The sequence below is a fragment of the Lutibacter agarilyticus genome (assembly GCF_900188235.1).
Classification (GTDB): domain Bacteria; phylum Bacteroidota; class Bacteroidia; order Flavobacteriales; family Flavobacteriaceae; genus Lutibacter; species Lutibacter agarilyticus.
On the sequence record NZ_FZNT01000002.1, the window covers coordinates 141716 to 162444 of the forward strand.

Sequence of the window (20729 nt, forward strand, 5' to 3'; positions counted from 1 at the left end):
TAGTTAAAAATAAACCCCATAAAGCTGTAGAATGAAGGAGAAAGAAACTATAAAATCTAAGATAACAGATACCACACATAGTTCGCAATTTAATCAAAACAAGAAGTATACTAATTTTTTTGAGTATGCACCCGTAGCACTCTTCATCGAAGATTTTTCGGAAGTAAAATCCTTTATTGAAAAGCAAGCCAAAGAAGCCAATTTAACTATTGAAGTTTTTTTACAACAAAAAAAATATAGCTTAGGAAATTTACATGAAAAAGTTATTATAAAAGAAGTTAACGCAACTGCCGTTAAGCTATATAAAGCTGAAAATAAAAATGATTTATTAAAGAATTTAGAACGTGTTTTTACACCTAATTCTACAGTAGGTTTTTCAAAATTAGTAATTGATATACTCACAGGGAAAAATGAAACGGTAGTTGAAACAGTGAATAAATCTTTTGATGGACAAGTTATTAATGTTTTAATTAAATATAATGTTCAAGCCGGAAGCGAAGATTCTTTAAAAAATGTAATTGTATCTGTTGAAGATATTACGGAAAGAATCAAAACAAACCAAGCGCTTGAAATAAGCGAGAAAAGATATAAGGAGTCTCAAAAGCTAGCAAAATTATCGAGCTGGTTTTACGATTTTAATTTAGAACAATTACACTTATCAGATGAGTTATATGCGCTAGTTGAAACGCAACCCAAAGACACATTAATAAACTTAGATTATTGCTTGTCTTTTATTCATGAAGATGATAAAAAAATATTTAGTGATATTTCAATTCAAAATTTTTTAGAGCACCCAAATCAGGATTTGAGTTATAGAATTTATACTTCAAAAGGTGAATTAAAATACATTCATGAAAAACGAAGTGTACTAATTTCTAAAGGAAGAATTGAGCGAATTGTTGGTATTTGTCAAGATATAACAGTTCGTGTTCTGTCAGAAGAAAAATTAAATAACACAAAAAAATTACTCTCAAATACGCTTTCTAGTATTCAAGATGGTTTTGTAATATTAGATAATAACTCAAATTATATATATATCAATCATATAGCCTGTCAGTTATTAGGGCGAAACGGAGAAGATCTCGTAGGTAAAAATATTTGGAATGAATTTCCGGAGAAAGAAGGTGATTTATTTTTTGATAATTATCAAAAAGCATTTGAAACTAAAAAAACCATTAGTTTTGAAAATTACTTTTCACCTTGGAATCGTTGGTTTGAAAACACTATTATTCCATCAAATGATACAATTCTCATATTTTTTAGAGAAACCACAAATCAAAAAGAAAGTGAAAATAAAGTAAAAACGGCCTATAATATTATTAATAAAAGCTCATCTGTTGCTATTTTATGTGAAAATAGTTGGGATTTTCCTGTTGTTTTTGCTTCTGAAAATTCTGATAAATTATTTGGTTACTCAAGTGCTGAATTACGGAATAAAGAATTAAAAATTCATAAATTAATTCACCCACAAGATTTAGAATCCGTAAGCATAGATTTTTTAAAATTGTTAAAAGAGGAAGGTGCATCAAAAGTTATACCTCCAAAAACTTTTAGAATCATCACTAAAGAAGGTGAAATAAAATGGATTGAAGCAAGCATTGATGTAATAAAAGATGAATTAGGAAATGTAACACATATACAAGGAATTTCGGCTGATATTACCCAGCGTAAAAAAACTGAAGATTTATTTTTCGAAAGCAATCAACGCCTACAAGATCAATTTAATAATACACCACTAGCATCAATAATTTGGGATTTAGATTTTAACGTACTAGAGTGGAATAATTCTGCACAACGAATTTTTGGATATTCTTTAGAGGAAGCCTTAGGGAAAAATGCAAAAGAATTGATTTTACCAACTGATACATCCATAAATATTCAAGAAATTTGGGCGAATTTATTAAATCAAAAAGGAGGAGATAGAAGTAAAAATAAGAATATAACCAAAGGTGGGAATGTTATAATTTGCGATTGGTACAATGTAACCTTAAAAGATGCTAATGGAAATGTTATAGGTGTAGCCTCATTAGCGGATGACATTACAGAAAGGGTAAATTCAAAATTATTACTAGAAAAGTCTGAAAAAAAATACCGTGATCTTTTTGAAAAATCGGTAGATCCTGTTTTTCTTTTAAAAGATGGTGTTATTGTAAATTGTAATGCATCTAGCTTGAAGTTATTTGGGTATCCAGCAAAAGATGCACTTGTTAAAATACATCCGTCCAAAATTTCACCTGAAATTCAGCCCAACGGCCAAGATTCTTTGAAGATGGCTAATGAAATGATAAAAGTAGCTTTAGATAAAGGAAGTAACAGGTTTAGATGGTATCATAAAAAAATGAACGGCACTGTTTTTCCAACTGAGGTAACATTAACAAAAATAGGAGAAGACCCTAACGGAGCAACCATTCATTCAGTGGTAAAAGACATTAGCGAAAAAGTAAAAAAAGAACAAATTGAAGATATTTTATACAATATTTCAAGGGCGGCTTTAACCATAGATAATTTTAAAGAGTTTGGTTATTTTATCAAAGATGAACTACAAAAAATAATAGACACTAATAATTTTTATATAGCGCTTTATAGTGAAGAAAATGATACATTTTATACGCCAATTATGGTCGATGAAATGGAGGTTTTTAGTAAATTTCCTGCAAAAGGAACCTTAACAAGTCAAGTACTTCAATCAAAAAAATCGCTTCTTTTCAACAGTGAAACTCATAATAGTTTAATTGAAAAAGGAACAGTTGAATTGGTTGGAGTTGATTCTAAAGTATGGCTTGGTGTACCTTTAAAATCTCAAAATAAAGTATTTGGAGCTATGGTAGTTCAAAGTTACACCAATGAACATGCTTACAATAAAAAGGATGTGCAATTATTAGAGTTTGTAGCTGATCAAATTAGTAGTACTATTCAACGTAAAAACAGTAATTATGATTTAAAAATTGCATTGAAAAAAGCGCAAGAATCAGACAGGTTAAAGTCTGCTTTTTTAGCAAATATGAGCCATGAAATTAGAACACCAATGAATGGAATTATTGGTTTTTCTGAATTGTTTTTAAATCCAGAGTTGTCGTATGTTGAAAGAAAAGAGTATGCAAAAATTGTGATAAACAGCTCAAGGCAATTATTGTCAATAGTAAATGATATTTTAGATATTTCTAAAATTGAAGCTGGTGTGGTAAAATTGAACTCTGAAAATGTGAACATAAATAAATTATTAAATAATTTAGAAACATTTTATTTACCAATAGCACAACAACAGCAACTAGAATTAAAATGTGAAAAAGGACTTAAAAATGATGAGTGCACTATTAAAATTGATAAAACAAAGCTAAACCAGGTAATTTCAAATTTAGTTTCAAATGCATTTAAATTTACTGACCACGGAAGCATTGAGTTTGGTTATGAGTTGGTGAATGGATATTTGAAATTTTATGTAAAAGATACAGGTGTTGGAATTGATGAAAAATTACACAATGTGATATTTGATCGTTTTATACAAGCCGAAGAAGATTTTGAAAAACAAAACAAAGGAACAGGTTTAGGATTGGCAATTTCAAAAAAGTTTGTTGAATTGTTTAATGGTGAAATTTGGTTAAATTCTTCTAAAGAGGGAACTACGGTGTTTTTCACAATTCCGTATGCTAAAGTAAAAGAAAAAATGGTAACAAGTGTAATTGAAAAAACAACTAGAATGGTTGAAAATAATATGAAGATTACAATTTTAGTAGCCGAAGATGAGGAGTATAATATGTTGTATATTAATGAATTGTTCTCTAAAACAAATTATAAAATAGTTGAGGCAAGTAATGGTTTACAAGCTGTTGATTTAGCGAAAAGTAATTCTGAAATTAAACTGGTTTTAATGGATATTAAAATGCCAGTGATGAATGGAATAGAAGCCATGAAAGAAATTAAACAAGTCCGCCCTAATCTACCAATTATAGCACTTTCAGCCTTTGCAATGGAATCAGATAAAGAAAATGCCTTAGCAAATGGATTTAACTCTTATTTATCTAAACCAATTGATAAGAAATTATTATTTAATTTAATACAAGAACATACTAAATAAATATTTTGGTATAAGAGATATAATAATGGCACAAAAAAAACATACTTTAAATCCCGATAAATGGGTGCAACAACACGCTGATTATTTATTTAATTATACAATAGGTAGAATAAATAATCATGACCTTGCTAAAGACTTAGTTCAGGAAACTTTTTTTGCAGGTTTAAAAGCAATGGATAATTTTCAGGGATTAGCCAGTGAGCGAACGTGGCTAATTTCTATTTTGAAACGAAAAATAATTGATTATTATCGAAAAATTAATTCCATAAAAGGGAAAGCAGAGGTGAAAATGAATTTTTATTCTGACGGAGAACGTGAGGGAGAATGGATTGAAGAAAGAGCGCCAGCAAACTGGAATAATGAAACGGATAAAAATATTGAAAATAAAGAATTGAACTTGGTACTAGAAAAGTGTATTGGTAATTTACCCGAAAAATATGAGATGGTATTTCGTATGAAAACAATTCAACAATTTGAAACTGAAGAAATTTGTAAGGAGTTAGATATAACATCGTCAAATCTTTGGGTGATCATACATAGAGCCAGAACTCAACTTAGAAAATGTATGGAAGATAATTGGTTCAAAAATTAAAAGAAAAGAGATGAAATTAAACTGCGACCAAGCAACCACAATTTGCGATAAAAGTCAATATGGAGAGGTGTCTTTATTGGAAAGAATAAAATTGAGTTTACATCTTTTTTTATGTAAAAAATGTGGAAAGTACACCAAACAAAACGTTATTTTAACTACATGTTATGAAAAGCAAGCCCAACTTGAAAAAATGAAAAAAGATTGTTTGAGTGCTACTGAAAAACAATGTTTAGAAAAAGACATTAAAGAAAAACTGTAATAACAATTTTAAAGTTTGAATATAAAAAAAGAGGAAGTCTGAAAAAAATTGAAATGCGTCATTCTGAACTTGATTCAGAATTTTATCACCTCGAAGTTCAATAGTATTTAGAACCTTAATATAATTTCAATTGACTAGAATTTATTTTTTTATTCTGTCCTTTTTTTTTCTTTATAAATATAACTAAAATGAATTTTTTACCTGATCCTATTGAGAAATATGTTGCGAACCATTCACAACAAGAGCCTGAAATTTTAAAGCAATTAAATAAAGAAACTTGGCAAAAAGTCCTCAATCCAAGAATGTTAAGTGGTGCTTTTCAGGGGCGTTTACTCTCCATGTTGTCAAAATTAATTCGACCTTCAAAAATTTTAGAAATCGGAACTTATACAGGGTATTCGGCTTTGTGTTTGGCTGAAGGGTTGCAAAAAGAGGGAACTCTTTTTACCATTGATAAAAATGAAGAATTAGAAGATTTTTCAAAAAACTATTTTGAAAAATCAGCGTATAAAAATCAAATCCACCAACTGGTAGGTAATGCCTTAGATATAATTCCTACAATTCAAGAAAGATTTGATTTGGTTTTTATCGATGCTGATAAAAAGAATTATGCCAATTATTTTAATTTAGTAATTGATAAAATGAATTCTGGTGGTGTAATTCTATCAGATAATGTGTTGTGGAGCGGAAAAGTTGTGGAAGAATTAGATCCTAAGGATATAGATACAAAAGCATTATTAGCCTATAATACATTGTTAAATACTGATGAAAGAATAGAAACTATATTACTTCCAATACGAGATGGTTTAACTATAAGTAGGGTTAAATAGCTGTTTTTTCGAAAACTCTTTTTTGAACAATTTTAAAATAAAACTTCGCAATTAAATAGCCTAATAACATTCCAAAAAGAATATCGAAAGGAAAGTGTGCAGCCAAATAAATACGGCTGTAAGCAAATAGTATAGGGAATAAAAACACTAAAAATACATATCTATATTTCTTCCTTAAAATCCAATACGATAAAAAGGCAATTGTAAATGAAACTGATGAATGCCCAGAAACAAAACTAAAATCTGTATCTTCAATTAAAATTCGAATCGTTGTGTTTATTGAAGTGTCGTTAATAGGGCGCAAACGTTGAATTGTGCTTTTAATTAACAGCACTGCTAATAGTGTAGTTAGCGTGCTTAAAGCTGTAAAAAACGCAATTAAGATTGCTTTTTTTATTCCAAAAACTTTGTAACCAAGAATAAATAAAAGAATATAAAAAGGAATCCAATGAGTTGGGTTTGTTATAAACAACCAAAATTCATCCCAAAAAGGATTGCCTTGTGAATGTAAAAATAAGAGTAATTGCTTATCGTAATTGATAAGCGTGTTTAATAATTCAAACACTATTTATTTCTTTTTATAGGACCGGTAATTTCATCAATAACATTATCTTTTACTTTGCTTACAGGATCAGTAAAATCACCAATATTATCTTTTACTTTACTAATTTCGTCTCTAACTTTTGCCGCAACATCAATGTCAATGTTGTTTTTTTCAGCGCTGGTTTTAATTTCTCGTTTAATATCGTTGGTTGCATCTTTTACTTGACGCATACCTTTACCTAATCCACGTGCAATTTCAGGAAGCTTATCTGCTCCAAAAACCATCACTACAATAAGTAATATAACAAAAATTTCAGGACCGCTAATAAATAGATACATTTCTAATTTGTTTAGATTGTAAAGATAATATATTTGAGTCAATAAAAAATGTTAACTTATTTTAGCTTGTCTGTCGTACATTACAATACTTCCTGCCACTGATACATTTAAACTTAAAGTCGATTTAAATTTTACTAAAAAGTGCGATTTTTCAATCGCTACTTTTGATAAACCGTGATCTTCGGCTCCCAATAAATACACACAGCGGCGCGGATGCGTAAATGTTTCAAGTGGAACTGCTTTTTCGTCTAATTCAACACCTACTAATTGTGCACCTTTTGGTAAGTTTTTGTAGAAATCTTCAAAAGTATTGTAATGGAAATAGGGCATTGCACCTGTTGCTTTATGCGTGTCACAAGCTTGTTTTGCATACCTATTGCCAATGGTAAAAATATAACTAGCCCCCATATTTTGGGCAGAACGCCATAAAACACCTAAATTTTCGGGAGTTTTACCATTCTGAATTCCTATACCAAAAAAGCCTTGTTCTAAATTGTTTATCATTTATTCTTTGTCAACATTCGTTTAATTTCGTTCAGCTTCATTAATGCTTCAATAGGTGTTAGCGTATCAATGTTTGTTGAAAGAATTTCTTCTTTAATATCTTCTAACAAAGGGTCGTCTAAGTTGAAGAAACTCAACTGCATTTCTTCTTCTTGTGCATTTTTTAAGGTTTCTTTTACTTCAGCATTGGTGTGGTTTTTCTCTAGTTGCTTTAGCATTTTTGAAGCTCGGTGAACAACAGTAGTTGGCATTCCAGCCAATTTAGCTACATAAATACCAAAACTATGCTCGCTACCGCCAGCAACTAATTTCCGTAAGAAAATAACCTTGTCTTTTAGTTCTTTTACTGAAACGTTGAAGTTTTTTACACGATTAAATGTATTGGTCATATCATTTAATTCGTGGTAATGCGTTGCGAATAATGTTTTTGCTTTTGTTGGATGTTCGTGTAAATATTCGGCAATAGCCCAAGCAATTGAAATTCCATCGTAGGTACTTGTTCCACGTCCAATTTCATCTAACAGTACTAAACTTCTTTCTGAAATATTATTCAAAATACTGGCAGTTTCATTCATTTCTACCATAAAAGTAGATTCGCCCATAGAAATATTATCACTGGCACCAACACGGGTAAATATTTTATCTACAATACCTATTCTGGCGTTTTGAGCAGGCACATAACTCCCCATTTGAGCCAATAAAACAATCAATGCTGTTTGCCGTAAAATTGCCGATTTACCACTCATATTTGGACCGGTAATCATAATAATTTGTTGTTGTGTTCTGTTTAAAACAACATCATTTGCAATATATTCTTCGCCTATTGGCAATTGTTTTTCAATTACGGGGTGACGCCCATTTTTAATTTCTAAATCGGAAGTTTCATCAATTTGTGGACGTACATAATTGTTGTACTTGGCCAACTCAGCAAACGATAGCAAACAGTCAATTTGGGCAATTAATTGTGCGTTTAACTGTATAGGTTGAATATAGTCTAATAAATTGCTAATTAGTTCGGCAAAAAGTTCGTGTTCAAGTTTACCTATTTTTTCTTCAGCTCCTAATATTTTCGTTTCATATTCTTTTAATTCTTCAGTAATATAACGCTCGGCATTTACCAAGGTTTGTTTACGAATCCATTCTTCAGGAACTTTATCTTTATGTGAATTTCTAACTTCAATATAATAACCAAAAACATTATTAAAGGCTATTTTTAATGATGTGATTCCGGTACGTTCGGTTTCACGAGCCAACATGGCATCTAAATAATCTTTTCCTGAAGTTGAAATAGCTCTTAATTCGTCTAATTCTTCTGAAACGCCACTTGCAATTGCATTTCCTTTGTTAATATTTACAGGAGCATCTTCGTTTAATGTTTTGGTGATTTTTTCGCGAAGTGTTGTGCAACTTTGTAACTGTTCTCCAATAATTTTTAAACTTTCATTGTCGCTTTTTTCAGCAGCTTCTTTTATAGGAATAATTGCGTTTAAGGAATTTTTTAACAAAACAACTTCTCGCGGATTTACTTTTCCAGTAGCTACTTTTGAAACCAAACGTTCAATATCGCTAATTTGCTTTATTTGATAAGTTGAAATATCAAAAAAGACATCATTATCAATAAAATATTTTACAATATCATGACGCTTTTTTATGCGATTGATATCTTTTAAAGGCAATGCCAACCAGCGTTTTAACAAACGCCCACCCATTGGTGAAATAGTTTTATCAATAACATCCAAAAGTGTAACTGCATTTACTGAAGTGGAATTGTACAATTCTAAATTTCGAATGGTAAAACGATCCATCCAAACATAATTATCTTCTGAAATTCGGTTGATAACCGAAATATGATCTAGCTTGTTATGTTGTGTTTCGCTTAAATAATACAGCACCGCACCCGATGAAATAATTCCTTCGTGTAATTCATCAACACCAAAACCTTTTAAGGTTTTTACTTTAAAATGATTAGTTAGGGTTTCTAAGGCATATTCCGATTGAAAAATCCAATCTTCTAAATAAAAAGTGTAAAATCGCTCGCCAAATAATTCATTGAATTTATTTTTGTGCTGTTTTTGAACCAACACCTCACTAGGATTGAAGTTTTGTAATAACTTATCAATGTATTCACTATTTCCTTGTGCTGTTAAAAATTCACCTGTTGAAACATCTAAAAACGAAACTCCTAATTGTTTTTTTCCGAAGTGAATAGCAGCTAAAAAATTGTTGGTTTTAGCTAATAAAACTTCATCATTTAATGCAACACCTGGAGTAACCAACTCAGTTACTCCACGTTTTACAATGGTTTTAGTCATTTTAGGATCTTCCAATTGATCACAAATAGCTACACGCATTCCTGCTTTTACCAGTTTAGGTAAATAGGTGTTTAATGAGTGATGTGGAAAACCAGCCAAAGCGGTTTCGGTTTCGCTACCAGCGCCGCGTTTGGTTAAAATAATTCCTAAAACATGTGCAGCTTTTTTGGCGTCTTCGCCAAAAGTTTCGTAAAAATCTCCAACTCTAAATAGCAACATTGCATCAGGATATTTCACCTTAATTGCATTGTATTGTTTCATTAATGGAGTGACTTTTTTGGTTTTTGCCAAGGCTGGAAGTTTTTAAATTTGTGATAGCGAAGTTATATAATTACAACTAGTATTACAAACGTAAAAAAGGTCCATCTTTTGTGAGATAGACCTTTTAATTTACGGTAAAAAAATAGTTAATTATCTATGTATTGTTCGTTTCTATATCCAGCGCTATCTTTATACCAATCGGCATATTCAAAACCGCCAGAAGTTGCCCATTGTTTAAAATAATTGTATGCTGTGTCTATGGTCACTTTTTCCTTTGGAACTTTAAAATCGTGCACAATATTTATAGCCCAAGGTAAGCCGTTATCTGTTAAATAATCGCCATCTGCATCTCTATTGATGCCTTCTATATCAAAACTTTTTTTACCTAATGACGTTGTGTGGCCGTTTGGTAAATGCACTTCTTTTTCTCGAATTCTGTTTACAATCATAAATGGATTGAAAGGAGCTGTACCTAAATCGTCGGTGCTAACAGGTGCTTTAAATTTTATAGAAACAGTAGTTTCTTTATTTTTCATAGTATGCATATTATCAAATAAAATAACTACAGCATTTTCTTGACCAGTTTCTGTACCGTTAGCATCAACATTGATATAGTTTTGTGTTAAAACAGTTCCAGTAACACTTTCAATTAATGAAGGAGCAAAATTTTCAATTTCAAGTCCAAACCCATTTATGTAACTACCTCCATTGGCTTTTACGTTGTAAATAAAATCTAATTGAACTGCTAAATTTTGAGAGTTTAGTACTGCAATTACTTTATAGTTTAAAGCAATATCATTAAAATCGTAATCACCTGTTGATGGCCATAAATCTTCAAAAGCAATTGTTCCCCATCCGTATTTACTTGGAGTAAAAACTTCAAATGCTTTGTTGGCATCTTCTGGGTATTCATCATCTCTATCTATAATTCCATCACCGTCGGTATCAATATCTTCCACAGTTTCAGTATAAACTCTAAAGGTTGTTAAATCATTTATAGTTCGTTCAAAGTTGGTGTTGTTATTTGCACTAATACCATAATTGTACTGCCAACCACCTGTTTGGGTATCCATGATAATTAAATCGGAACTACTTGAGTTATTGGCAAGCCATAATTCTTGATTAGAATCAAACGTCATAGATGTAGGCTGAAAAGGTAAATTATCAGCACTAATACGGGTGCTATCATATTCGTTATTTTCATTTAGCACAAGTTTATACAGTCCAGAAAATGTACACATAAAAAGCGTTCCATCATCAGCAAAAGCCAAATCACCTCCACTTGTGCTGTCTAACCCATTAATTTTCCAAGTATTTAATGTGTTCCCATTTGTTGGATCGTAAGTGTATAATGTTGCTCCAGATGAAAAGTATAATAAACCATCTCTGTAGTTATAATCTAAACGTGGGCCACCTTTTTGAACATTGGCAACAGTTTCCCAAGTATTATTCTCAATGGAATATTTCATTAATGGGTAGGGACTGCTTTTACCAATTGAGTACAAATCTTTGTTTGCTTGGTCAATGGCGCAAGTGTAACTTCCCATTGGCATATCAGATAAATACGTGTAAACACCAGTTACTGGATCTACTTGAAATAATTCAGCGCTTCCATTTACACAGTATAAATAATCGTCAACCTTTGTTCCAGTTGATTTGCCTGCAATTGCGCTATGCGTATAATCTACTTTTTTGTTGCTGATGGTTTCAATAGATGAAGAAAATTTTAGGTTGTCATTTCTTCTAATGTAAATTTTAGTGTAATATTTTGGTAAAGTAATGGTTTGGCTTAATTTACCATTGTACGGAACTCCTGAAAAAATTAATTTATTTAACACATCAGATTTATAAACAGCTTCTGTAACGGTTTCCCCTCCTTCGGTTTCATAAGTTTCATTTCCGGCAAAGTATTTTTCGTCTGAATAAGCATATATATCGTATTTTACATTGCTTTTACTATCGTTAATAGTAACTGTTACTTTCTGTTGCGTACTAAAGTCGAATCCGTTAGGAATGTTTAAGTTTTCAATTGCTAATTCGCTTACTTCAACTACTTCAGGAACAATAACTTCAGAAATGCTATCTTTTGTACAAGATGTAACCAATAAAAAAATAATAGTTGCGGCTAATAGGGTAGATTTACTGTTTTTCATAGGGGGTTTTATTTTAATGACTTTTTCCATTAGGTTTAATTTTATGTTTAAAATATTACCTAATAGTGTGCCAATTTGAAAATATACCTAAAGTTACGCTTATAATGGTGATTTACAAAGTTTAAGATACTAATTTTTATTCCTGATTTTGGAATTTTTACTGTATTATGGAATTTATTATTGAAGTTATTTGATAGAAGTTTCGTTTTATACTTGGTGATGCTTTTGTGAAAAAAGGATTGATTTAAGGAAAAGTTGAGTTAAAGATTTATATTTGTTTCGATAATTATTATTTTATGAGAAAATTACAAAACAGCGAACTTGGTAGGTTAAATGTAGAAGATTTTAAGAAAACAGATAAAATTCCACTGATTGTTATTCTTGATAATATTAGAAGTTTAAATAACATAGGTTCTGTTTTTAGAACAAGTGATGCTTTTTTAATTGAAAAAATTTATTTGTGCGGAATTACAGCGCAACCACCACATAAGGAAATTCATAAAACAGCATTAGGAGCAACCGAATCTGTTGATTGGGAATATGTTGAAGATACTATTGAGTTAATTCAAAAGTTAAAAGATGAGAATGTGATTATAGCTTCAATAGAACAAGCTGAAAATAGTACAATGCTACAAGATTTTTCAATAAAACAAAATCAGAAGTATGCGATTGTTATGGGGAATGAGGTAAAAGGTGTGCAACAGGAGGTTGTATCTGCATCAGATTATTGTATTGAAATTCCTCAGTTTGGAACTAAACACTCGCTCAATATTTCAGTAAGTTGTGGAGTGGTACTTTGGGATTTATTTAAAAAAATTACTTACTAAAATTAAGTAAATATCAAAAAAAAGCCTCGTGAAAACGAGGCTTTTTTAATTTATTTTATTGAAAATTAGTCAGCAAGTATAATTACTTTGTTTTCTTTCATTTCAATAGTGCCACTTTTAATTGGCAATGTATATTCATTTTTATTTGAAGTAAATTTACTTTCAAATTCTTCTTCAATTTTTACGTTATCACCTTTAAATACAACAGAACCCTCAACTAATAAAGAAACTATTGGTGCGTGATTATTTAACATTTGAAACTCACCATTAATACCAGGAACTGAAACTAGTTCAACTTCTGACTGTAATAATGTTGCTTCTGGCGTTACTATTTCTAAAATCATAATTTTTCAATTGATAATTAATAATTGACAATTGTCAATTGATTATGCTTCAGCTAGCATTTTTTCTCCAGCATCAATTGCATCTTGAATTGATCCACGTAAGTTAAATGCAGCTTCAGGATATTTATCTAATTCACCATCTAAAATCATGTTAAATCCTTTGATCGTATCTTTAATATCAACTAAAACACCTGGAATACCTGTAAACTGCTCTGCAACGTGGAATGGTTGAGATAAGAAACGTTGAGCTCTACGTGCTCTATGTACAGCTTGTTTATCTTCTTCAGATAATTCTTCCATACCTAAAATTGCAATAATATCTTGTAATTCTTTATAACGTTGTAATAACTCTTTAACACGTTGAGCACAATCGTAATGTTCGTTACCTAAAATATCAGCTGTTAAAATTCTTGAAGTAGAATCTAATGGATCTACCGCAGGGTAAATACCTAGCTCAGCAATTTTACGAGACAATACAGTTGTAGCATCTAAATGTGCAAATGTTGTTGCTGGCGCTGGATCTGTTAAATCATCTGCAGGTACATATACCGCTTGTACTGATGTAATAGAACCATTTTTTGTTGAAGTAATACGTTCTTGCATTGCTCCCATTTCAGTTGCTAAAGTTGGTTGGTAACCTACCGCTGATGGCATACGTCCTAATAAGGCTGATACCTCTGAACCTGCTTGTGTAAAACGGAAAATGTTATCTACGAAAAACAATACATCTTTCCCTTGTCCTTCACCAGCACCATCACGGAAATATTCAGCAATAGTTAAACCTGATAAGGCAACACGTGCACGTGCTCCAGGTGGCTCATTCATTTGTCCGAAAACGAAAGTAGCTTTAGATTCTTTCATTCCAGCTTTATCAACTTTAGATAAATCCCATCCTCCATCTTCCATAGAATGCATAAAATCATCACCGTATTTGATAATACCTGATTCTAACATCTCTCTTAAAAGGTCATTTCCTTCACGAGTTCTTTCACCTACACCTGCAAATACAGATAATCCACCGTGACCTTTTGCTATATTGTTAATTAACTCTTGAATTAATACAGTTTTACCTACACCGGCACCACCAAATAATCCAATTTTACCACCTTTTGCGTATGGCTCAATTAAGTCAATTACTTTAATTCCTGTAAATAATACTTCTGCTGAAGTTGATAAATCTTCAAATTTAGGAGCCTGACGGTGAATTGGTAATCCGTTATCACCTTCTTTAGGTAAGTTTCCTAAACCATCAATTGCATCACCAATTACATTAAATAAACGTCCGTAAATGTCATCACCTACCGGCATTTGAATTGCTTTTCCCGTAGCAACTACTTCAGTACCTCTACTTAACCCATCTGTAGAATCCATTGAAATTGTTCTAACGGTATCTTCTCCAATATGAGATTGTACTTCTAAAACCAATAAAGAACCATCTTTTTTAGTGATTTCTAGTGAATCATAAATTCTTGGAAGTTCTGCTCCTGATCCAAATTCAACGTCAATAACTGGTCCAATAATTTGTGCCACTTTACCTGTAACTTTTGCCATTACTTTAACTGTTTATTTTTTAGTAGTTTAATCTTTAGAGGCGAGCCTCCTTTATAAGGACGCAAAGATAGTTTTTTGATTTTATTTTGAAAAAAAAATCAATGTTTTTTTATAAAAAGGAAATGCGCTATAAATTTAATGCGTTTCTTTTCAAAAATAAAGGAATGTTTTTTACGGGTTTAAAGTCCAAGACACATAATATTGTGAACCTATTTTTCCAACACCTGGAGCGCTATAATATTCGTGTAATCCTATATTAGCTCTTCCAGTTTTAAATGTTGACTTAATTCTGGGTACTGTATAGTTAATTTGAGCATCAACAACCCAACGTGCATTAACTTTTGCATCAACAAACGATGACTCCCAAAAATGTTCAAACGGATTTTTACTATTCATAAATAAAGTACCGTTAAATGCGTTTGCACCATATAATGCTGAAGATGCTCCAGGTAAAAGTTCAACACTGCTAACAACTAATTCAGACATTCCTAATAAGTTTACAATATTAAAATTTAACGCAGGTGATGAGTTCACTCCATCAACTAATTGCATAAATCATGTGTTTGCAAAAGTGGTAAAACCACGAGTATTTACCGGTTTAAATATTAAACTATTGGTGTTAACATCTACACCTTTTAAGTTCTCTATACCGTCATAAAATGAAGATGATGAAGTGTTTTTAATTTCTCTAATATCCATTCTTTCAATGGTGACAGGCGATTCTAAAATACGTTCAGGAGTTCTGGATGTTGATACTACAACTTCAACCCAATAAGCAAAAAGTCCATCAAAATCTGAAGTAGTCCCAATTAATTTACCTATAACTTTAATTTTTCTCCTGCAATGGGTTGTCCGTTATTGTCTTTAACAGTTCCTGTAAATGATGTTTAAGCAACTAGTATAGTGTCAACAAAAAGGGTGAAAAAAAACTTAATAATATTTTCATTAGAATATGTATGTTTTGTTATTTAGTGTATTATAACAGCTTCAGAAAAAAGCACCTTTGATAGTGTAGTAATGAAATTCAAAATTTATTCAACCCAAAAATAAGTAAAATATATGCTGAATCTGCTCTAGAAGCCATTGTTAATTTTACTTTCAGAATAGTGTATAATTTAGGTATATAAAGTTGCATAACAGATTTGCAACTACTATATGTAACAATAGTCACCCTAATGTTGGTTGTTTTTATGTCATTTTGTCTATAAATAATATGGTATAGAATTTGAACAGTACTGATATAAAACTTAAATAAAATGACAGAATTATTAACAAAAGAAACTTTTTTTGAAAAAGTTTTTAATTTCGAAAAGAATAAAGAATGGAAATTTGAAGGTAAAATACCTTGTATTATAGATTTTTACGCAGATTGGTGTGGACCTTGTAAGTCCCTTGCTCCAGTTTTAGAAGAGTTAAGTGATGATTATGCTGGAAAAGTAAATATTTATAAAATTGATACGGAAGCTGAGCAAGAATTAGCTGCTGCTTTTGGAATTAGAAGCATACCTTCTATGTTATTTGTGCCGAAAGATGCTGAGCCACAAATGGCGCAAGGAGCACTTCCAAAACATGAATTAGAACGAATTATAGCAGATGTTTTAAAGGTTGAAAAATAAGCTTTAAAACATACCAATAAAAAAGCCGCACAATGTGCGGCTTTTTTATTGGTATGTTTTAAAATTTTAAACTAAACCATTGGCAATTAAATATTCACCTATTTGAACGGTGTTAGTTGCAGCACCTTTACGTAAGTTGTCGGCAACAATCCATAAATTTAAAGTGTTAGGCTGAGATTCATCTCTACGAATACGTCCAACAAAAACTTCGTCTTTATTATGAGCGTAAACAGGCATTGGATAGGTAAAAGTATCCAAATTATCTTGTACAATAACTCCAGGAGTTTCAGCTAATAATTTACGAACATCCGCAACATCAAAATCATTTACAAATTCAACATTTACAGCTTCTGAATGTCCACCGGCAGTTGGAATACGAACAGCAGTTGCAGTTACAGCAAAAGAATCATCAGCTAAAATTTTCTTTGGTTCTTTCACTAATTTCATTTCTTCTTTAGTGTATCCATTTTCAATAAAATCATCACACTGAGGAATTGCATTTCTATTGATAGGATAATGGTAAGCCATTTCACCTTTAATTCCTTTGGTTTCGTTTTCTAATTGCTCAACAGCTTTTACACCTGTTCCTGAAACCGATTGATAGGTTGAAATTACCACACGTTTCATCTGGTATTTTTTATGCAAAGGAGCCAAAGCCATAACTAATTGAATAGTTGAACAGTTTGGGTTTGCAATAATTTTATCGTCTTTTGTTAAAACGTCTCCATTAATTTCTGGAACTACTAATTTTTTAGTAGGATCCATTCTCCAAGCCGAAGAATTATCAACAACGGTACATCCAACTTCAGCAAATTTTGGAGCCCAAGCTTCTGAAGTACTTCCTCCAGCAGAAAATAAAGCAATGTCTGGTTTAGCATCAACAGCATCTTGCAAACCTATAACCGTGTAAGTTTTACCTTTATATTCCATTTGTTTTCCCTTTGATCTTTCAGAGGCAACTAATAGTAATTCAGTAATTGGGAAATTTCTTTCCGCTAAAACTTGCAACATAACGTTTCCTACCATTCCGGTAGCGCCTACAACAGCTACTTTCATCTTTCTTTATTTTTAGATTTAATATGAATACAAATTTTAGAAAAAAAGGCGACAAACCAACATTAAAAAATAATAATTAACAAATAAATATTTTTTTGTTAAAAAGTTTATGGTATTTAACAAACTGTTATTTCTATTGTTTTTCACTTAAATTTGAAGAAAGGTCTAATTTTTGATGCTTAAAACAAAAAAAATAAGATGAAAAAAACAACCATTTGCATTCTATTGATATTTTTATCTATAAACTCTTATTCACAGTACATTGAAGGGAAAATTATAGATGTAGCAACAAATAAACCTATTGAAGGTGTCCATATTTATGTTGATGGTGTTGTAGACGGAACCTTGTCAAATTCAAAAGGTATTTATTATCTAAAAGTTCCTTCTTCAAATATGGAAATTGGAAATATTCACTTTTCTCATATTAGTTATATCAATGCAGAAGTTCCTTTTAATAAAAAGGAAAAAGTATATAACATGTCTTTAAATAAAAATGTAACCTTGTTAGGTGAAGTGTCTATTGTTGAAAAAAGAAATCTAAAGCAAACCATTAGTTTTAAAAAGTTAAAATCTATGAAAAGTGGACTTTTTTCTTATGGAGCAGTATTGCGTAATAATAAAATTTATGTGGTTGGAGGTAATGCTTCTTATCAAATAGATGGCGCTAAAAGAGCTTTAGAGAAATATGAAGATACAGATTTAACGTTAATTGAAATACTTCAAAAATCTACCGGTGCTTATTTTCTAGATATTTTTAAAGATGATTTTTTAACGTACAATATATTAACCAATACTTGGGTGAAAAGTGAAATTGAATTTGATAAAAGGGCGTATCATAATGCAAACCTTTTTGATGAAAATTTATATGTTTTTGGCGGAACAACAATGTCCATTAACAAGAAAAAAGAATATCTAAATACAACTATTGAAATTGTAAATTTAAAAACCAACACAAAAATTGTTGATGAAACAAACCCGCATCAGGCTGTTAATTTTGTATCGTTTAACTATCAAGGTAATTTAATTGTTGCGGGAGGTTCTGTTAAAAAGAAAAGAAATGGAACAAAAGAATACTCAAATAAAGTTCACTTTTACGATGTAAAGGAAGGATATTGGTATGAGCTAGCTAATATGCCTTCAGCAAAAGAAACAAACGGTGTATTAATTGATGATAAAATTTATTTAATTGGTGGTTTTAAAAGTAAGCCGTTGTCTGAAATTGAAAGCTTTGATTTAATTACAAAGAGTTGGAATAAGGAGGGCGATTTATTTTTTGGAATAGAATCACCAGCTGTTTCAGCTAATAATGAAATGATTTACATTTTTGATAAAGGTAAATTTTTTACGTATAACACAAAAAATAAAGAGCTGAATGAATTTTACATAAAGCTCAATTTAACTAGTGCCAAAATGTATTACTCAAACAATAAAATTTATTTATTAGGCGGTATAAATATAGGTGATTACGATACAACACCTTCATCATCCTTGTATAGTATTGATATAGCAGAGTTTAATAAAACTCAAATTAGAAGAACTAAAACACTGTAGTTTGCTCAAGTCACCATTTTTAACAGATAATTTAAAAGCTATTATACTATTGAAATACCAATAGTTATAAGAAAAAATGTAATTTTGCAAAAAATTAAAAAAGAATGACTACTACTGGGAAAATTGAATTAATGGCTCCTGCCGGAAATTTTGAATCAATGCAAGCTGCTTTAGATAATGGTGCAGATTCAATTTATTTTGGTGTTGAGCAATTAAATATGCGCGCAAGAGCATCTATAAACTTTACGTTAGATGATTTACAGGAAATTTCAGACAGATGTAAAGCTAAAAATGTCAGAACCTATCTTACTTTAAATACCATTGTTTATGATCACGATTTAACCATTGTAAAAACCTTGCTTCAAAAAGCAAAAGATGCTGATATTACAGCGGTAATTGCAATGGATCAGGCGGTAATAGCTTCAGCAAGAGCTATTGGAATGGAAGTTCATATTTCAACACAAATTAATATTACAAATATTGAAACTGCACGATTTTACGCCATGTTTGCTGATACAATGGTGTTAAGTAGGGAGTTGAGTTTGCGTCAGGTAAAAAAAATTACCGAACAAATTGCAAAAGAAAATATTTGTGGACCTTCAGGAAATTTATTAGAGATCGAAATTTTTGGACACGGTGCTTTATGTATGGCAGTATCGGGGAAATGTTATATGAGTTTACATTCTTCAAATTCATCGGCAAATAGAGGTGCTTGTAAGCAAAATTGCAGAAAAAAATACACGGTAATAGATCAAGAAACTGGTTTTGAAATGGAGTTGGATAACGAATATATTATGTCTCCAAAAGATTTATGTACCATTGATTTTTTAAACGAAATTGTAGATGCTGGTGTAAAAGTATTGAAAATAGAAGGAAGAGGTAGAGCACCTGAATATGTTGCAAAAGTTATTAAATGTTACCGTGATGCGATTGATAGTATTGAAGAAGGAACGTATAGTAAAGAAAAGGTGATTACTTGGATGCAAGAATTGGAGAAAGTTTACAATCGCGGATTTTGGAGTGGATATTACCTAGGTCAGCAATTAGGTGAATGGAGCAAAGGTTCTGGAAGTCATGCAACTCAAAAGAAAGTATATTTAGGAAAAGGAATGCATTTTTTTCCAAAAGCAAATATTGGCGAATTTAAAATTGAAGCCTATGATATTGCTGTTGGTGATACTATTTTAATTACAGGTCCAACTACGGGGGCACAAGAAATGAAAGTGAAAGAAATGTTTGTAAACGATGAAAAAGGCGAAAAAGGTACTAAAGGAGATTCTGTAACCATTCCTCTAGAATTTAGAATTAGACCTTCTGATAAGTTATACAAAATTGTTGAAAATAAGGTAGAAGCTTAAATAGTGTAAAAGTCGGAAAGTCTATAGTCTAAAGAACAAAGCAATTTGGTCGTTGAGCGTAATCGAAACGGTAATTTCAAAAATGTTTTTTTATTGAAATCTAAAGTCTGAAGACCCTAGATGGAAGATTGAATTTTCGGGGTGAAGCTAAAAAGTTTTCGTCTTAGTTAAAGTCAAAAAGATCGAAGTTTGAAATTTAAAAAAAAGCCAACAACTAACAACTAAAACCCAACAATTATTATGGTAATTATTACCTTACAGAGAGCCAAATGTATTGGCTGTAATTACTGTGTTGAATTGGCTCCGGCTCAGTTTCAAATGTCTAAAAAAGACGGAAAATCAGTGCTACTTCATTCAAAAGAAAAAAAAGGTTTTTTTACGATAAAATCACCCGATGAAACCATTTTTGATGAGAGTATAAAAGCCAAAGAAGCTTGCCCAGTGAAAATTATTGATGTAAAACAAACATAAAAAGCATTTTTATACGTTTTACAGTTCGTAATTTTAATCATATCTTTACAAATTAGTGAAGGTTGTAGAATTGAAATTTCAATTTTA

The 20729-nt window shown here is 31.0% G+C and carries 17 protein-coding genes and 1 pseudogene; 9 read left to right on the forward strand and 9 right to left on the reverse strand.

Going from position 1 to position 20729, the window contains the following annotated elements; translation table 11 throughout:
* The first annotated feature begins 31 nt into the window (after nt 1-31).
* From CHB67_RS03360 to CHB67_RS03375, 4 genes are all read left to right on the forward strand, one after another.
* A complete protein-coding gene (locus CHB67_RS03360) occupies nt 32-4075 on the forward strand; it encodes a PAS domain S-box protein (RefSeq protein ID WP_089380340.1) in 4044 nt (1347 codons plus the stop codon).
* A gap of 25 nt (nt 4076-4100) precedes the next feature.
* Complete coding sequence (locus CHB67_RS03365) at nt 4101-4667, forward strand: sigma-70 family RNA polymerase sigma factor (protein ID WP_089380341.1); 567 nt, start codon at nt 4101-4103, stop codon at nt 4665-4667.
* A 10-nt stretch (nt 4668-4677) separates the two neighbouring features.
* A complete protein-coding gene (locus CHB67_RS03370; RefSeq protein WP_089380342.1) occupies nt 4678-4926 on the forward strand; it encodes a hypothetical protein in 249 nt (82 codons plus the stop codon).
* A 188-nt stretch (nt 4927-5114) separates the two neighbouring features.
* Nucleotides 5115-5756 carry an O-methyltransferase gene (locus CHB67_RS03375; protein WP_089380343.1) on the forward strand — a complete coding sequence of 214 codons (642 nt, stop codon included), beginning with the start codon at nt 5115-5117 and terminating at the stop codon, nt 5754-5756.
* Here the strand turns inward: CHB67_RS03375 and CHB67_RS03380 are convergent.
* The 5 genes from CHB67_RS03380 to CHB67_RS03400 all read right to left on the reverse strand — a co-directional run bounded on the left by CHB67_RS03380 (nt 5749) and on the right by CHB67_RS03400 (nt 11868).
* Complete coding sequence (locus tag CHB67_RS03380; RefSeq protein ID WP_176461201.1) at nt 5749-6321, reverse strand: phosphatase PAP2 family protein; 573 nt, start codon at nt 6319-6321, stop codon at nt 5749-5751. The two genes, CHB67_RS03375 and CHB67_RS03380, sit on opposite strands and share 8 nt — an antisense overlap.
* Nucleotides 6321-6638, reverse strand: coding sequence for a Sec-independent protein translocase subunit TatA/TatB (locus CHB67_RS03385; protein ID WP_089380345.1), 318 nt, complete (start codon nt 6636-6638; stop codon nt 6321-6323). The genes CHB67_RS03380 and CHB67_RS03385 overlap by 1 nt, the downstream gene beginning before the upstream one ends.
* Before the next feature lie 51 nt (nt 6639-6689).
* A complete protein-coding gene (locus tag CHB67_RS03390; protein ID WP_089380346.1) occupies nt 6690-7142 on the reverse strand; it encodes an RNA methyltransferase in 453 nt (150 codons plus the stop codon).
* Nucleotides 7139-9715 (reverse strand): DNA mismatch repair protein MutS, encoded by a 2577-nt coding sequence (gene mutS / locus CHB67_RS03395; RefSeq protein WP_176461218.1) that lies wholly within the window; start codon nt 9713-9715, stop codon nt 7139-7141. Before mutS ends, CHB67_RS03390 begins: the two co-directional genes overlap by 4 nt.
* Nucleotides 9716-9861: 146 nt before the next feature.
* Entirely contained in the window at nt 9862-11868 is a 2007-nt protein-coding gene (locus tag CHB67_RS03400; protein ID WP_176461202.1) for an LruC domain-containing protein, read from the reverse strand.
* Nucleotides 11869-12164: 296 nt separating this feature from the next.
* On the opposite strand from CHB67_RS03400, the gene CHB67_RS03405 reads away from it, so the two are divergent.
* Nucleotides 12165-12695: an RNA methyltransferase gene (locus tag CHB67_RS03405; protein WP_089380349.1), complete on the forward strand. Its 531-nt coding sequence runs from the start codon at nt 12165-12167 to the stop codon at nt 12693-12695.
* A 65-nt stretch (nt 12696-12760) separates the two neighbouring features.
* Here CHB67_RS03405 and CHB67_RS03410 read toward each other — a convergent pair whose 3' ends face one another.
* From CHB67_RS03410 to CHB67_RS03420, 3 genes and pseudogenes are all read right to left on the reverse strand, one after another.
* The gene (locus CHB67_RS03410) at nt 12761-13039 is read right to left on the reverse strand and encodes a F0F1 ATP synthase subunit epsilon (RefSeq protein ID WP_089380350.1); all 279 of its coding nucleotides are present in this window, start codon (nt 13037-13039) and stop codon (nt 12761-12763) included.
* A 42-nt stretch (nt 13040-13081) separates the two neighbouring features.
* The gene (atpD, locus tag CHB67_RS03415) at nt 13082-14590 is read right to left on the reverse strand and encodes a F0F1 ATP synthase subunit beta (RefSeq protein ID WP_089380351.1); all 1509 of its coding nucleotides are present in this window, start codon (nt 14588-14590) and stop codon (nt 13082-13084) included.
* 369 nt (nt 14591-14959) lie between these two features.
* Nucleotides 14960-15465: pseudogene (locus CHB67_RS03420) on the reverse strand (TonB-dependent receptor plug domain-containing protein); the annotation flags it as partial.
* Nucleotides 15466-15846: 381 nt separating this feature from the next.
* Between CHB67_RS03420 and trxA the strand changes: the two are divergent.
* Entirely contained in the window at nt 15847-16206 is a 360-nt protein-coding gene (gene trxA / locus CHB67_RS03425) for a thioredoxin (RefSeq protein WP_089380352.1), read from the forward strand.
* A gap of 66 nt (nt 16207-16272) precedes the next feature.
* Here the strand turns inward: trxA and CHB67_RS03430 are convergent, their stop codons facing one another.
* Nucleotides 16273-17262 (reverse strand): aspartate-semialdehyde dehydrogenase, encoded by a 990-nt coding sequence (locus CHB67_RS03430; RefSeq protein WP_089380353.1) that lies wholly within the window; start codon nt 17260-17262, stop codon nt 16273-16275.
* Nucleotides 17263-17460: 198 nt separating this feature from the next.
* Here CHB67_RS03430 and CHB67_RS03435 point away from each other — a divergent pair, with 198 nt between their 5' ends.
* The 3 genes from CHB67_RS03435 to CHB67_RS03445 all read left to right on the forward strand — a co-directional run bounded on the left by CHB67_RS03435 (nt 17461) and on the right by CHB67_RS03445 (nt 20642).
* Nucleotides 17461-18813, forward strand: coding sequence for a Kelch repeat-containing protein (locus CHB67_RS03435; RefSeq protein WP_089380354.1), 1353 nt, complete (start codon nt 17461-17463; stop codon nt 18811-18813).
* 104 nt (nt 18814-18917) lie between these two features.
* Nucleotides 18918-20171: a peptidase U32 family protein gene (locus CHB67_RS03440; protein WP_089380355.1), complete on the forward strand. Its 1254-nt coding sequence runs from the start codon at nt 18918-18920 to the stop codon at nt 20169-20171.
* A 240-nt stretch (nt 20172-20411) separates the two neighbouring features.
* Nucleotides 20412-20642, forward strand: coding sequence for a ferredoxin (locus tag CHB67_RS03445; RefSeq protein ID WP_089380356.1), 231 nt, complete (start codon nt 20412-20414; stop codon nt 20640-20642).
* Nucleotides 20643-20729: the final 87 nt, after the last annotated feature.

What these genes read in the sequence shown, in the direction of transcription:
- CHB67_RS03360 (WP_089380340.1), top strand. Translation starts at nt 32, where the DNA reads ATGAAGGAGAAAGAAACTATAAAATCTAAGATAACAGATACCACACAT.
- CHB67_RS03365 (WP_089380341.1), top strand. Translation starts at nt 4,101, where the DNA reads ATGGCACAAAAAAAACATACTTTAAATCCCGATAAATGGGTGCAACAA.
- CHB67_RS03370 (WP_089380342.1), top strand. Translation starts at nt 4,678, where the DNA reads ATGAAATTAAACTGCGACCAAGCAACCACAATTTGCGATAAAAGTCAA.
- CHB67_RS03375 (WP_089380343.1), top strand. Translation starts at nt 5,115, where the DNA reads ATGAATTTTTTACCTGATCCTATTGAGAAATATGTTGCGAACCATTCA.
- CHB67_RS03385 (WP_089380345.1), bottom strand. Translation starts at nt 6,638, where the DNA reads ATGTATCTATTTATTAGCGGTCCTGAAATTTTTGTTATATTACTTATT.
- CHB67_RS03390 (WP_089380346.1), bottom strand. Translation starts at nt 7,142, where the DNA reads ATGATAAACAATTTAGAACAAGGCTTTTTTGGTATAGGAATTCAGAAT.
- mutS (WP_176461218.1), bottom strand. Translation starts at nt 9,715, where the DNA reads ATGAAACAATACAATGCAATTAAGGTGAAATATCCTGATGCAATGTTG.
- CHB67_RS03400 (WP_176461202.1), bottom strand. Translation starts at nt 11,868, where the DNA reads ATGAAAAACAGTAAATCTACCCTATTAGCCGCAACTATTATTTTTTTA.
- CHB67_RS03405 (WP_089380349.1), top strand. Translation starts at nt 12,165, where the DNA reads ATGAGAAAATTACAAAACAGCGAACTTGGTAGGTTAAATGTAGAAGAT.
- CHB67_RS03410 (WP_089380350.1), bottom strand. Translation starts at nt 13,039, where the DNA reads ATGATTTTAGAAATAGTAACGCCAGAAGCAACATTATTACAGTCAGAA.
- atpD (WP_089380351.1), bottom strand. Translation starts at nt 14,590, where the DNA reads ATGGCAAAAGTTACAGGTAAAGTGGCACAAATTATTGGACCAGTTATT.
- trxA (WP_089380352.1), top strand. Translation starts at nt 15,847, where the DNA reads ATGACAGAATTATTAACAAAAGAAACTTTTTTTGAAAAAGTTTTTAAT.
- CHB67_RS03430 (WP_089380353.1), bottom strand. Translation starts at nt 17,262, where the DNA reads ATGAAAGTAGCTGTTGTAGGCGCTACCGGAATGGTAGGAAACGTTATG.
- CHB67_RS03435 (WP_089380354.1), top strand. Translation starts at nt 17,461, where the DNA reads ATGAAAAAAACAACCATTTGCATTCTATTGATATTTTTATCTATAAAC.
- CHB67_RS03440 (WP_089380355.1), top strand. Translation starts at nt 18,918, where the DNA reads ATGACTACTACTGGGAAAATTGAATTAATGGCTCCTGCCGGAAATTTT.
- CHB67_RS03445 (WP_089380356.1), top strand. Translation starts at nt 20,412, where the DNA reads ATGGTAATTATTACCTTACAGAGAGCCAAATGTATTGGCTGTAATTAC.